The organism is Myxococcus faecalis (assembly GCF_050039385.1).
GTDB lineage: Bacteria > Myxococcota > Myxococcia > Myxococcales > Myxococcaceae > Myxococcus > Myxococcus fulvus.
This window is the reverse complement of record NZ_CP144336.1, coordinates 554,892-567,427: the sequence shown is the minus strand read 5'-3', so window position 1 is coordinate 567,427 and position 12,536 is coordinate 554,892. Positions and strand designations below refer to the sequence as shown.

Below are 12,536 nucleotides of genomic sequence, written 5' to 3'. Positions count from 1 at the left end.
GAGGCGGGCCTCAGGCCTGGGGCGGAGGCCGCTTGAAGGCCTTGAACGTCACCCGCGTGAGCAGCGAACTGACCACCAGGGCCAGGACGATTCCCAGGATGCGCAGGTGCCAGGAGTCGCGCAGCACCAGCGACAGGGCCAGCGCGCCCACCAGCACCGCGCCCGCCACCGTGAGCCACTGGCCCCGCGCCGCCAGCCCCGAGGACGGCGACTTCGCGCGCGCGAGCACCGGCAGGCTGCCCGCCTTGCGCCACGTCTGGGAGGTCTCCTCCCGCACCTCGTCATCGGCGTCCACCAGGCCCTGGACGTAGGCGCGCTCCACGTCCAGGAGGCTGGGGTAGGTCAGCTCACCATCCGGAGTGCGCACGACGTAACGCATGGCAGGGCTCCCTCTGTTGGGGCGCGGGCGTGGCTCACGCCAGCTCGGTGGCAATCTGCTCCGCGACGCGCAATCCATCAATGGCCGACGAGACGATGCCGCCCGCATAGCCGCACCCCTCGCCCGCGGGGTACAGGCCCTTGCAGGACACCGACTGCAGGTCCTCGCCGCGGGTGATTCGCACGGGGGACGACGTGCGGCTCTCGATGCCGATGAGCTTGCCCTCGTCGCTGATGAAGCCGCGCATCTTCCGGTCGAAGGTCTTCAGCGCCTGCTTGAGGGACGTGGTGAGCCGCTCCGGGAACAGCCGGTTCAGGTCCACGTGCGCCAGGCCCGGACGGTAGCTGGTGCCGCCCGGGTCCTTCTTCACGCGCCCGGCCAGGTAGTCCGGAATCGTCTGCGCGGGGGCGAAGAACTTCCCGCCGCCCAGCTCGTACGCCTTCTGCTCCCAGTGCCGCTGGAACTGCAGGCCCGCCAACGGTCCGTGGAAGCCCTCGCGCTCGAAGTCCGCCACGGAGACGGAGACGACGATGCCCGCGTTGGCGTAGCGCGCGTTGCGGCGCGAGTTGCTCATGCCATTGGTGCACTGCAGCCCGTCCTCGGTGGGCGTGGGCACCACGATTCCGCCCGGGCACATGCAGAACGAGTAGACGCCGCGCACCTCGCCGTCGACGTCCAGGTTCTCCGCGAGCTTGTAGTCGGCGGGGGGCAGCTTCGGGTTCTTCGCGGCGCTGCCGTACTGGATGCCGTTGATGAGCGTCTGCGGGTGCTCGGCGCGGAAGCCCAGCGCGAAGGGCTTGGCCTCCACGCTGACGCGGCCGTCGGCGGCGAAGCGCTCGTACAGCTCGCGCGCGGAGTTGCCGGGGGCCAGGATGACGCGGTCGCTCTCCAGCGTGCGCCCGTCCGCGAGCTTCACGCCCGCGACGCGGCCGTCCTTGTAGACGAGGTCGTCCACGCGCTGGCCGAAGTGCACCTCGCAGCCGCCGGCGATGAGCTCCTCACGCAGCTTCGCCACCGCGCCCGGCAGCAGGTCCGAGCCGATGTGCGGCTTGCCTTCGACGAGGATGGCGTCCGGCGCGCCGTAGCGGGCGAAGGCCTCGATGACCTTGCGCACCATGGGGTGGTTGATGCGCGTGGACAGCTTGCCGTCCGTGTACGCGCCGGCGCCGCCCTCCCCGAAGTTCATGTTGCTCTCCGGGTCCAACGTGCCGTCGCGCATCAGCTTCGCCACGTCCTTGCGCCGCGCCACCACCTCGCGTCCCCGCTCGATGAGGATGCTCTTCACGCCGCGCTCCAGCAGCCCCAGCGCGGCGAACAACCCCGCGGGGCCCGTGCCGATGATGATGGGCCACTGCTCGGGCGGCTTCACCGACGTCAGCGGCTCGGGGGGCGGCGGCGCCTCGCCCACGTCCGGCGGCAGCTGCCTGGGCTTGCGCCCCGGCGCCATCTCCACCTCCAGCGTGTAGATGTAGCGCGGGCTGCCCTTCTTTCGCGCATCCAGCACGGAGCGCACCACCCGCACGGAGGCCAGGTCGGAGCGGGTGACGCCCAGCTTCTCTGCGGCCCGCTGACCGAGCAGCTCCTCCGGCTCGTCCAGCCACAGCCCGATGTTGTTCACCCGATACGCCATTGCCATTCGCTCCTGGTGGGGGGCGCGTTCTGCTCCACCCCGCTGAAAGATTGCAAGCACTTGAAACCACGAGGGGCTCGCCGCCGCGGAACGGGTGCGTACCTCGTGATGCACCCGGCCATCCAGTTCCCTCGGGGGTTCCCCCGGGTGCGTAGCCCCCTTCGCACCCCAATTCACCCCGTGCCGACCCGCGCGGCTCTTCAACCCCTGGGAACTGCTGGTGAATCCGTTTGGAAGAGAACGACTGGCACGGGGGTTGAAGAACAAGGCTCGAGTGATTAGCCGGCGGCCCTCGTTGTTCGCGCCGCCCCCAAATTTGGAGGCATTGACTGTGAGCACCGATCAAAAGGGCACCCGGATCCTGGCGCGCACCTTCTTCAACCAGCTTCGCGCCAGCGGCTACACGCCGCACCAGGTCATCGGTATCGCCACGGAGCTGCTCGATCTGGTGACCTCGGACCTGAAGGAAGGCGACAAGGCCGTCGCCGTGCCTGCGTCCCCGGAGCAGGGCTCCGAGTGGCGTCAGCGCGCCTGAGCGTGCGAGACTCACCCCAAGCGACCCTCGGCGGGTGAGCGAGCTCCGGACGGGTTCCGGGGCTCCCGCCCCCTGAGGTGGTGGTGGACCGGCGTCAGCCGGTTTTTTTATGTCCGGTTGACCGCCGAATCGCCCGCTGGCGCCCCTGGAGAGCCCGCTTCGCGTCGGCGGGTGTAGGCCGCCGAGCCCGCGACGAAGAGCAGCCCCGCCGTCATCGCGGTGAACACGGTGCTGGCCGTGTACTGGGCCAGGAACGCGAGCAGCACGCCGCCCGCCACGAAGGCGCCCACGTCCACGCCGACGGGCCTTCGCTGGGGCAGCACCAGCACCACCACGCACGCCGTCAAGGGCAGGCCGAGCGCCACCTGGCGGACGATGGCGTCGGTGCTCGTGCGCACCGTCTCCCAGTTGTGCACGAGGATGGCGGCGAAGATGACCACCGTGCCCAGCGCGAGCACCAGCACGCCCGCCGCGGCCGCGTCCTTGGTGAGCCGGGCCTTCTCGTCGAACTGCTGGACGGCCAGGTCCACCAGGTGCTCCAGCGCGCTGTTCAGGATTTCCGCGAAGAAGATGAGCAGCACGCAGAAGATGAGCGTGACCTTCTCGGCGAGCCCCAGGGGGATGCCGCTGCCCACCAGCCCCACCAGCACGGCGGAGATGAGGTGCAGGCGCATGTTGCGCTGGTGGACGACGGTGTGGATGAGGCCCGCCCAGGCATGGCCGAACGAGGCGAGGAACCCCGAGCCGCGACGGGAAGGGAAGGTGGGAGGTGGCCGGGCAGGTACGGTCATCGGAACCTGAAGGGACGGGCAGGCTAGCACTCACGGGTCCGATTGCCGTGGAGATGTGAATGGGTAAGGTCGGCCGCCATGAGCACCGACTTCTTCCGGGCGCGTCCAGGTGGCGTGCTGCTGGCCCTCCTGTTGACCTCCACCCTCGCCGCCGCCCAGGCCCCCGTGCACACCCACGAGGGCGAAGTGGGCGCCTGTGGCCTGGAGCCCCCGGACGCGGTGTACCTGCCGGCGCCGACCCGCCGCGCGCACGAGGCGAGGAAGCTGAGCGCCTCCGACGCCCCCGTGGTGCGGCGCGAGCAGCGGGATGGCACGACGAAGGCCTCGCTCGCGGGGGTGCCCCAGACGCGGACGCGGGCGGGCGCGCTGTCCGGGAAGGTCATCTACCTGAGCCCCGGCCACGGCTTCTACCGGGCGCCCACGCTGTCGCGCTGGGCCACGCAGCGGCCCAACACGTGGGCGGTGGTGGAGGACCTCATCTCCGCCGAGGTGGTGAACCAGTACCTGTTGCCCATGTTGATGGGCGCGGGCGCCACGGTGGTGCCGGTGCGCGAGGCGGACCTGAACTCGCGCATGGTCATCGTGGACGACGGAGGCGCGGGCTACTCCGAGGCGGGGGACACGGGGCTGTTCCGCGCGACGGAGCAGAAGGGCTGGGCGACGCCTGCCTTCCCCATGGGCAACGCTGTCGAGCCGTTCACACAAGGCACCACGCGGGAGCTCCTCACCACGCAGGCCTCCACGGCGACGGCGACCTGGGCGCCGGTGGTGCCCGCGGACGGCAACTACCATGTGTACGTCTCCTATGGCGCGGCGCCCACGCGCACCCAGAACGCGCACTACGTGGTGCGCCACGCGGGCGGCGAGAGCCACTTCCGCGTCAACCAGCGCCGCCACGGTGGGACGTGGGTGCTCCTGGGCCGCTTCTTCTTCAAGGCGAACGCGGGGCCGGAGCGCGCGGCGGTGGTGCTGATGAACGACGCGGAGGAGGGCGCCACGGTGTCGGTGGACGCGGTGCGCTTCGGCGGCGGCTCGGGCGTCATCGGCGACGCGCAGATGGCCGCGCTGCAGCGTCCCCGCTACGAGGAGGCCGCGCGCTACCACGTGCAGTTCAGCGGCGCGCCCGCGAGCGTGTACGCGCCCACCGGGGCCAACGCCATCGCCAACGAGCGCAACGCGGACGTGACGGCCCGCGCGCGCTTCGCCGCGTGGCTGCACGAGGAGGGGGAGGACGCGGTGTACGTGGCCTGGCACACCAACGCCTCCACCAGCGGCAACGTGGTGGGCACCGAGGCCTATGTCTACGGGCCGAACCCGGTGGACGGCACGCTCAACTTCACCGGCGTGCCCGGCAGCGACGTGCTGGGGCGGGCGCTGTTGGACGAGCTGGGCGCGGACCTCAAGCGCGAGGTCGACCCGACGTGGCGCGTGCGCAGCCTGCGCTCGGCGAACCTGGGCGAGGTCAACCCCACGCACAACCCGGAGATGCCGTCGGTGCTGCTGGAGATCGCCTACCACGACGCGGTGGCGGACTCGAACCGGCTGAAGGAGCCGGCGTTCCGCCGCGTCGCCGCGCGCGCCATCCTCCAGGGCCTCATCAAGTACTACGCCGCGCGGGACGGCGTGGCGGTGACGCTGCCGCCCGAGGCCCCCGACGCGGTGGTGGCGCGCAACGTCTCGGCCGGCACGGTGGAGGTGCGCTGGGCCGCGCCCCAGGCCAACCCGGACGAGGAGGGGCGCGATGCGCCCACCGCGTACCGCGTCTACCAGAGCGAGGACGGCCAGGCCTGGGACGACGGCACCGAGGTGTCCGGGACGAGCCTGAGCGTGCCGCTGGCGGCGGGCGTCTCGCGCTACTTCCGCGTCGCGGCGGTGAGCGCGGGCGGCGAGGGCTTCCCGTCCGCCATCGTCGGCGTGCGCTCGGGGGACGCGCCCCCGGCGCTGGTGGTCAACGCCTTCGAGCGGCTGGACTCCGCGCTGGCGTGCGGCGAGGCGCTGGACGCGTATGGCCTGGAGGCCCCGCTGCGGGTGCTCCTGGAGACGATGAACGACGGCACGTACGTGCGCCGCCACGGGGACGCGATGAGCCAGTCGGGCGTGGCCTTCGACAGCGCGACGAGCGGGGCGGTGGCGGCGGGGCTGGTGTCCGTCGGAGCGGGCTACCGGGTGGTGGACTGGTTCACCGGGCGGGGTGGCGCTGCCGGCGCCGGACTGACGCGCGCCGAACAGGACACGCTGCGCGCGTATGTGATGGGCGGTGGACATCTGCTGCTGTCGGGCAGCCAGGTGGCGTCCGCGCTGTCGGTGGGGGACTCGGACGACAAGGCCTTCCTCACGGACATCCTCCGGGCCTCGGTGGGGACCGGCGCGCCGCCTCGGAGCGTGGAGGGCGTGCCGGGAGACTTCCTGGCGGATTGGACGGGCGTGGCCCTGGACGACGGCACCCGGGGCGCCTATCCGGTGGGGTCCACCGATTTGCTCATCCCGGCATCGGGCGGCTCGGCGGTGGTGCGGTACGCGGGGACGGAGCTGGGGGCGGGGGTGTTCTCCATGCCCGCGGGGCAGGTGCTGCTGTTGGGGGTCCCCTTCGAGGCGGTGGTGGACCGGGCGGCGCGGGCGCGGCTGTTGTCCGCGTTCCTGGTGCGCGCGGGCTTCCCCGCGCCGGGCTCGCCGCCCGTCGGGGATTCCGGCGAGACGGGGCCCGGCCTGTTGAGCGGGTGCGTGGCGCCGCGCGGGGTGGACCCGCATCCTCCCGAGGAGCCCGAGCCTCCCGAGCCCCCCGAGCCCATCGTCCTGGACGTGCTGCCGCAGTTCTACCATCCGCTGGGCGACTCGGGCTGCGGCTGCGGGGCCGGCGGGGGAACGGGCGCGGGGCTGTGGCTGTTGGTCGGGGTGATTGTTCAGCTTCGACGCGCGCGCCGTCGCACGAGCGACCTGAAGCGTTGACTCAGCGGGGCCGCGTGCCTACGGTCGGCGGCCCTCGTTTTCTGACGTGAAAACCGTTCGTGGGCGCGCCTTTCGCGCCCACCTCTTCTAAGGAGACACGCACATGGCCACTCGCATCGCCATCAACGGGTTTGGACGCATCGGTCGCTGCATCCTCCGCGCCGCGCTCAGCCGCAAGGAAGACCTGGAGATCGTCGCCATCAACGACCTGGACAAGCCCGCCGCCCTGGCGCACCTGTTCAAGTACGACTCCGTGCACCGCACCTGGCCGGGTGAGGTGAAGGCGACGGACAAGGGCATCGTGGTGGACGGCAAGGAGATCATCGTCACCGCGGAGAAGGACCCCACGGCGCTGCCCTGGAAGAGCCTGAACGTGGACGTGGTGCTCGAGTGCACCGGCCGCTTCACCGGCCGCGAGGGCGCCGAGAAGCACCTGAAGGCGGGCGCCAAGAAGGTCCTCATCTCCGCGCCGGCCAAGGGCCCGGACCTGACCATCGCCTACGGCATCAACCACGGCGAGTACGACGCGTCCAAGCACCACATCATCTCCAACGCCTCGTGCACCACCAACTGCCTGGCGCCCATCGCCAAGGTGCTGGTGGACAACTTCGGCATCGAGAAGGGCCTGATGACGACGGTGCACAGCTACACCAACGACCAGCGCATCCTGGACCTCACGCACGAGGACATGCGCCGCGCCCGCGCCGCCGCGCTCTCCATGATTCCCACCAGCACCGGCGCCGCGAAGGCCATCGGCGAGGTGATTCCGCAGCTCAAGGGCAAGATGCACGGCCTGGCCGTCCGCGTCCCCACGCCGAACGTGTCCCTGGTGGACCTGACGGTGAACACCGAGAAGAAGATCACCCAGGAGGCCGTGGTGGAGGCCTACCGCGCCGCCGCCGCCGGCCCGCTCAAGGGCATCCTGGAGTTCAGCGACGCGCAGACGGTGTCGGTGGACTACAACGGCAACCCGCACTCGGCCATCTTCGACTCCACCAACTGCTTCGTGATGGGCGACAACATGCTGAAGGTCATGGCCTGGTACGACAACGAGTGGGGCTTCTCCAACCGCATGGTCGACACGGCGAAGTTCCTCGTGTCGAAGGGCGTGTAGTCCGTTTCCGGTCCAGGGAGAGCCAAGATGATCCGCTACATCGACGAGCTGCAACTCACGGGCAAGCGCACCTTCATCCGCGTGGACTTCAACGTCCCGCTCGACGGCCGGAAGGTGACGGACGACACCCGCATCCGTGAGGCGCTGCCCACCATCCGCCGCGCGCTGGAGTTGGGCGGCAAGGTCATCCTGGCCTCCCACCTGGGACGTCCGAAGGGACCGGACCCCAAGCTGTCGCTCGAGCCGGTCGCCGTGCGGCTGGCCGACCTGCTCGGCGGCAAGCACGAGGTCATCCTCACGGATGACTGCGTGGGCGACGGCGTGAAGAAGCAGGTGAAGGAGCTGAAGGAGGGGCAGGTGGTGGTGCTGGAGAACCTGCGCTTCCACAAGGAGGAGGAGGCCAACGACGAGGCCTTCGCGCGCGAGCTGGCCGCGCTGGCGGACGTCTACGTCAACGACGCCTTCGGCACCGCGCACCGCGCCCATGCCTCCACGGCGGGCATGGTGCCCTTCGTGAAGGAGAAGGCGGCGGGCCTCCTGATGAAGAAGGAGATCGAGTACCTGGGCCGCGTGCTGAAGACGCCGGAGAAGCCCTTCGTGGCCATCCTGGGTGGCTCGAAGGTGAGCGACAAGATCAAGGTCATCGAGAACCTGCTGCCCAAGGTGGACGCGCTCCTGGTGGGCGGGGCGATGGCGTACACGTTCCTGAAGGCGCAGGGCGTGGAGGTGGGCAAGTCCCGCGTCGAGGAGGACAAGCTGTCCTTGGCCACGCGCCTGCTCGAGGCGGCGCACCGGCTGAAGACGCCCATCGTCCTCCCGGTGGACCACATCGTCGGCACCGAGCCGACGGAGAAGAGCTCCGCGCAGGAGACGCCGGACAACGCGGTGCCCAAGGACATGATGGGCCTGGACATCGGTCCGAAGACGCGCTCGCTGTTCACGCAGCACATCCGCGACGCGCGCACGGTGGTGTGGAACGGGCCCATGGGCTTGTTCGAGGTGGCGAAGTTCGCCGAGGGCACGCGCTCGGTGGGCACGGCCATGGCGAACAACAAGCAGGCCATCACCGTGATTGGCGGCGGGGACAGCGCGGCGGCCGTGGAGCAGATGGGGCTGGCGGAGCAGCTCAGCCACGTGTCCACGGGCGGCGGGGCCTCGTTGGAGTTCCTGGAAGGCCGCGAGCTTCCGGGCATCAAGGCGCTGGAGACGCGGTAGTCTCCGTCGCGCCCAAGCAGCAGCACCACCACATCCACAGCGCTGGGGGAGTGACACATGGCCGTCTCGTCTCGACGTCGGAAGATCGTCGCCGGCAACTGGAAGATGAACAAGACGGTGCCGGAGGCCCTGGCGCTGGTCCGTGAGCTGCGGGGGGCGGTGACCTCCGTGGGGGATGTGGTGGAGGTGGTGGTGGCGCCGACGTACCTGGCGCTGCAGGCGGTGCACGTCGCGCTGGAGGGCGCGCCGTTGCAGCTGGCGGCGCAGAACTGCCACTGGGAGTCGTCGGGTGCGTTCACCGGCGAGGTGTCCGCGCCGATGCTGGCGGAGCTCGGGTGTGCCTACGTCATCGTGGGGCACTCGGAGCGCCGGCAGCTGTTCGGCGAGACGGACGAGACGGTGAACAAGAAGGCCAAGGCGGTGCTGGCCGCGAAGATGACGCCGATCCTCTGCGTGGGTGAGACGCTGGCGGAGCGCGAGGCGAACCGGACGTTGGAGGTGGTGGAGCGCCAGGTCCGGGGAGGGCTGGAGGGCTTCGAGGCGAAGGACGTGGCGGGCTTCGTGCTGGCGTACGAGCCGGTGTGGGCGATCGGGACGGGGCGCAACGCGACGTCGGCGCAGGCGCAGGAGGTCCACGCGGCCATCCGGGCGCTGGTGGGCCGGCTGTACGGCGAGGAGACGGCCGGCAAGGTGCGCATCCAGTACGGCGGCAGCGTGAAGCCGGATAACGCCGCGGAATTGCTGGGGCAGCCGGATGTGGATGGGGCGTTGGTGGGCGGGGCGAGCCTGAAGGTCGGCGATTTCGCGGCCATCATCCAGGCGGCCCGGTAGGGTAGGGCGCGCGATTTGGTGCTATCGGCGCACTGTTTTCTGCAATAAGGTGCGCCCTCTTTTCACGGAACGTTCGGAAAACTCCACATGCTGACCTTCGTCACGATCGTGCACGTCCTCGTGTGCGTGTTCATGATCTTCGTCATCCTGCTGCAGCCGGGTAAGGACGCTGGCATGGGCTCGGCCCTCGGCGGCGGCGCGGCCACGAGTGCCTTCGGTGGTCGTGGCGCGGTGACCTTCCTGAGCAAGCTCACCGGCGTGTGCGCGGCGATGTTCTTCTTCACGTCGCTGGGCCTGTCCTTCGTCGGCCTGAAGTCCTCGGTGGCGGCGGGTGGTTCCATCGCGGCGCCCGCCCCGGCGGCTCCCGCGGCGCCGGCTCCTGCGGCGGGTGAGACGTCGTCTCCGGCGGGTCAGCAGGCGGCCCCTGGGACGGTGGAGCAGCCGCGCGGTGAGGCGGCTCCGGCCGAGGGCCAGCAGGCCCCCGCGCCGACCCCGGCTCCCTGAGGAGCGGGTTGAAACAAATCGGAGCACGCAGCGGTTAGAATCTCGTTGCGTGATCCGAAGCGGTCCTGTAGATGGTCCGCGCAGCAACGCCCAGGTGGTGGAACTGGTAGACACACCATCTTGAGGGGGTGGCGCCGAAAGGTGTGCGGGTTCGAATCCCGCCCTGGGCACTCTCAGAAGGCTCGTAATCCTCCGGGGTTACGGGCCTTCTGCTTTTTTAGCTTCCGGTCATTGCCCCTGTATTGCCCCTCGCCAGCAAGGGGCCGTCGAGGAACTGCACCGCGTCCTGCTTCACCTGGGGACTCAGGTGCGCGTACCTCATGGTCATGTCGAGCGTGGCGTGGCCCATCAGCTCCTGGATGACCTTCAGCGGCACGCCCCTCATGGCGAGGTAACTCCCGTAGGTGTGACGGAGGTCGTGCCAGCCGATGGTGCTCTTGTCGCGCGTGACGCCCGCCCGCTTCAGCGTGGTGATGAGCAGGTGGTCCATGGTCAAGTCCCGAATCGTGTGTAGTTGGTTCGGAGGGAGGCAGGGGAGGAATGCTCCTTGGCGGTGTCAATCAGCGGCAGTGTCTGGGGTTGAGTTGAGCAGGGCCATGTCGAGGTAGCGGCGGTCGTCCCAGATGCCAGTCACTTCGAGGGCGACGGCGGTGATGAGACGCAGCGCGCTGGCACGGTCCGGGAAGGCGCCCACGGAGCGGATGCGGCGCTTCACTTCGCCGTGCAGACGCTCCAGGCCGTTGGTGCTGCGCAGGCGCTTCCAGTGGGCCTTGGGGAAGGAGAAGAAGCAGGTGGCGGCGGCGAAGCCCTCGCGCAGGCACTCCATGGCCTCGGGGACCTGGCGGCCCAGTCCGGACTGGAGCGCCTCCAGACGCTTCCTGGCGTCCTGGAGAGAGGGGGCCTCGAAGACGGCCGAGGTCTGCTTGCCGAGGCGTCCTCGCAGGCGCCAGGGCGCCTTGGCGAGGACGTTCCGGGTGAGGTGCACCGTGCAGCGCTGGAGCTGGGCCTCGGGCAGTGCCTGCCGGGCCGCGGCGGCCAGCCCCGCGTGCCCGTCGGCGATAACCAGGCGCACGCCCCTCAACCCTCGCTCGAGCAGTTGGCGCAGCAGCTCCAGCCAGGAGTCCTGCGACTCGCTGCCACCCAGAGTCACGGCCAACAGGTGCCGGTGCCCATCCTCTCCCACGCCGTAGGCCACCAGGGCCGAGACGTTCTGCACCGTGCGCGCCCACCGGGCGTCCAGGAAGGTGGCATCCAGGTACAGGTAGGGGAAGGCCTGGGTGAGAGGCTGGGTGCGAAGGCCCTCCACCTTCTCTTCGAGGGACTTCGTCACTCGGCTCACCGTCGAACGCGAAACCTCCTCGCCCATGAGCGCTCGCGTCACCCGACCCATCTTCCGCGTGGAGACGCCCTGCACGTACGCGCTGGTAATCGCCTCGTCGAGCTCTTCGCTGCGCCGCTTGTAGCGACCCAGGACGGCCTCCGCCGAGCCGCTGGCCCGCGTCCGGGGCACGGCCACCTCCAGGTGCCCCATGGACGTCAGCAGGCCGCGCAGGTAGCTGCCGTTGCGCTGGTCTTTCCGCCCCGCCACCTGCTGCCAGCGCCCGGCCCCCACCAGCCCCCGAATCTCCTCCTCCAGCAGCATCTCCAGCGTCATGCGGATGGCTCCCAGGAACAGGCCTCGCACGTCGGTGCGCACCTCCTCGTGCGAGGGCGCGGCAAACTCGGTATCGTCCACTTCAGGGAACTCCTCGGCTCCCCTGCCAGGGGGAGACCGTCTCGGTTGGTTTCACCGAGGAGCTTCCCTCTTTCCCGCTCGTCCCTGCTCGCCGACTACACACTTATAGGGACACGACCGTCGGGGGGGAATGGCTCGCGGCCCCAGTCATTGGCTCAGCAGCGCCTCTACCCGCTCCTGCCAGGGCACCAGCGAGGACGTCTGCTGCGGTGACACCTTGGACGGCAGGTACTCCTGCACCAGGGCCTTGAGCACTTCCAACTCGGGCACCTCGTCCACGGGGCCTTCCAGTGCGCCGGCCCTCACGAGGGCCGCTCGGTACTCCCTCTCCGTATTCGGACCCATTCCCAACAACCAGGCCACTTCGGGCGCACCCGCCCCCATGCGGTGCAACCGCACCCACTCTCGCAACCTGTCCATGTCGACTCTCCGGTAGCTCATCCGCGCGCGTCCCTGGCCGCACCGCGGGGCGGTGCTCTTGGACTCGCGAAGATGCACGGGATGACTGGCCCGGTAGGCGCTCTCGCCCCCGCCAACTGCGTTTCTTCCAACGGTCTTCAGGGTGGAACGGACCGCCGCCCCGACTGCTCCTGATTGCGGTCCGCTTGGCCGCCCCCGCTACGAACACCTTGGGTGACCCGCCTGCGATCCATTACCCCGGTCCGTTACGCTCGTCGCTGGGACGGGCTATGCGCTCTCCGCCTCGGGGCTTGTCACCTTCGCCGCTGCCCCAGCGGCGGGCGCGGCGCTCACCTTCACCGGGGCCGGCGCGCGGGTGCACCGCGTCGTCTGCGAGAGCTGGTCCACCAGCGTGAAGGAACTCAACGCCCACGACGTCAGCGCGGAGTTCCAGGAG

12 protein-coding genes, 1 tRNA gene and 1 pseudogene are annotated in these 12,536 nt (G+C 70.0%); 7 read left to right on the top strand and 7 right to left on the bottom strand.

The features are described from left to right. Window positions 1-10: 10 nt before the first annotated feature. Window positions 11-379 (bottom strand): hypothetical protein, encoded by a 369-nt coding sequence (locus tag VZQ01_RS02090; RefSeq protein ID WP_141323166.1) that lies wholly within the window; start codon window positions 377-379, stop codon window positions 11-13. A 34-nt stretch (window positions 380-413) separates the two neighbouring features. Continuing rightward, window positions 414-2,009 carry an NAD(P)/FAD-dependent oxidoreductase gene (locus tag VZQ01_RS02085; protein WP_267701085.1) on the bottom strand — a complete coding sequence of 532 codons (1,596 nt, stop codon included), beginning with the start codon at window positions 2,007-2,009 and terminating at the stop codon, window positions 414-416. A gap of 331 nt (window positions 2,010-2,340) precedes the next feature. Here VZQ01_RS02085 and VZQ01_RS02080 point away from each other — a divergent pair, with 331 nt between their 5' ends. Next, window positions 2,341-2,544 carry a hypothetical protein gene (locus VZQ01_RS02080; protein ID WP_174816750.1) on the top strand — a complete coding sequence of 68 codons (204 nt, stop codon included), beginning with the start codon at window positions 2,341-2,343 and terminating at the stop codon, window positions 2,542-2,544. A 107-nt stretch (window positions 2,545-2,651) separates the two neighbouring features. Here VZQ01_RS02080 and VZQ01_RS02075 read toward each other — a convergent pair whose 3' ends face one another. Next, complete coding sequence (locus VZQ01_RS02075; RefSeq protein WP_223746899.1) at window positions 2,652-3,335, bottom strand: diacylglycerol kinase family protein; 684 nt, start codon at window positions 3,333-3,335, stop codon at window positions 2,652-2,654. Window positions 3,336-3,413: 78 nt separating this feature from the next. On the opposite strand from VZQ01_RS02075, the gene VZQ01_RS02070 reads away from it, so the two are divergent. From VZQ01_RS02070 to VZQ01_RS02045, 6 genes are all read left to right on the top strand, one after another. After that, window positions 3,414-6,281 (top strand): golvesin C-terminal-like domain-containing protein, encoded by a 2,868-nt coding sequence (locus VZQ01_RS02070; RefSeq protein WP_426746803.1) that lies wholly within the window; start codon window positions 3,414-3,416, stop codon window positions 6,279-6,281. Between the two features lie 103 nt (window positions 6,282-6,384). Then, on the top strand, window positions 6,385-7,395 hold the full coding sequence (gap, locus tag VZQ01_RS02065) for a type I glyceraldehyde-3-phosphate dehydrogenase (RefSeq protein ID WP_141323170.1): 1,011 nt from the start codon (window positions 6,385-6,387) through the stop codon (window positions 7,393-7,395). A gap of 27 nt (window positions 7,396-7,422) precedes the next feature. Beyond that, a complete protein-coding gene (locus VZQ01_RS02060; protein WP_223746901.1) occupies window positions 7,423-8,610 on the top strand; it encodes a phosphoglycerate kinase in 1,188 nt (395 codons plus the stop codon). A gap of 57 nt (window positions 8,611-8,667) precedes the next feature. Next, on the top strand, window positions 8,668-9,441 hold the full coding sequence (gene tpiA, locus VZQ01_RS02055) for a triose-phosphate isomerase (protein WP_426746802.1): 774 nt from the start codon (window positions 8,668-8,670) through the stop codon (window positions 9,439-9,441). Between the two features lie 87 nt (window positions 9,442-9,528). Then, window positions 9,529-9,945, top strand: coding sequence for a preprotein translocase subunit SecG (gene secG, locus VZQ01_RS02050; protein WP_046713064.1), 417 nt, complete (start codon window positions 9,529-9,531; stop codon window positions 9,943-9,945). An 88-nt stretch (window positions 9,946-10,033) separates the two neighbouring features. After that, window positions 10,034-10,115 (top strand) — tRNA-Leu (locus VZQ01_RS02045). Window positions 10,116-10,162: 47 nt separating this feature from the next. Here the strand turns inward: VZQ01_RS02045 and VZQ01_RS02040 are convergent. The 4 genes and pseudogenes from VZQ01_RS02040 to VZQ01_RS02025 form a co-directional block, all read right to left on the bottom strand. Further along, window positions 10,163-10,414, bottom strand: a pseudogene (locus VZQ01_RS02040) (tyrosine-type recombinase/integrase); the annotation flags it as partial. A gap of 87 nt (window positions 10,415-10,501) precedes the next feature. Next, window positions 10,502-11,680: an IS256 family transposase gene (locus VZQ01_RS02035; protein ID WP_426746800.1), complete on the bottom strand. Its 1,179-nt coding sequence runs from the start codon at window positions 11,678-11,680 to the stop codon at window positions 10,502-10,504. A 147-nt stretch (window positions 11,681-11,827) separates the two neighbouring features. Next, window positions 11,828-11,986 carry a hypothetical protein gene (locus tag VZQ01_RS02030; protein ID WP_426746799.1) on the bottom strand — a complete coding sequence of 53 codons (159 nt, stop codon included), beginning with the start codon at window positions 11,984-11,986 and terminating at the stop codon, window positions 11,828-11,830. A gap of 381 nt (window positions 11,987-12,367) precedes the next feature. Next, window positions 12,368-12,505, bottom strand: coding sequence for a hypothetical protein (locus VZQ01_RS02025; protein ID WP_223785987.1), 138 nt, complete (start codon window positions 12,503-12,505; stop codon window positions 12,368-12,370). Window positions 12,506-12,536: the final 31 nt, after the last annotated feature.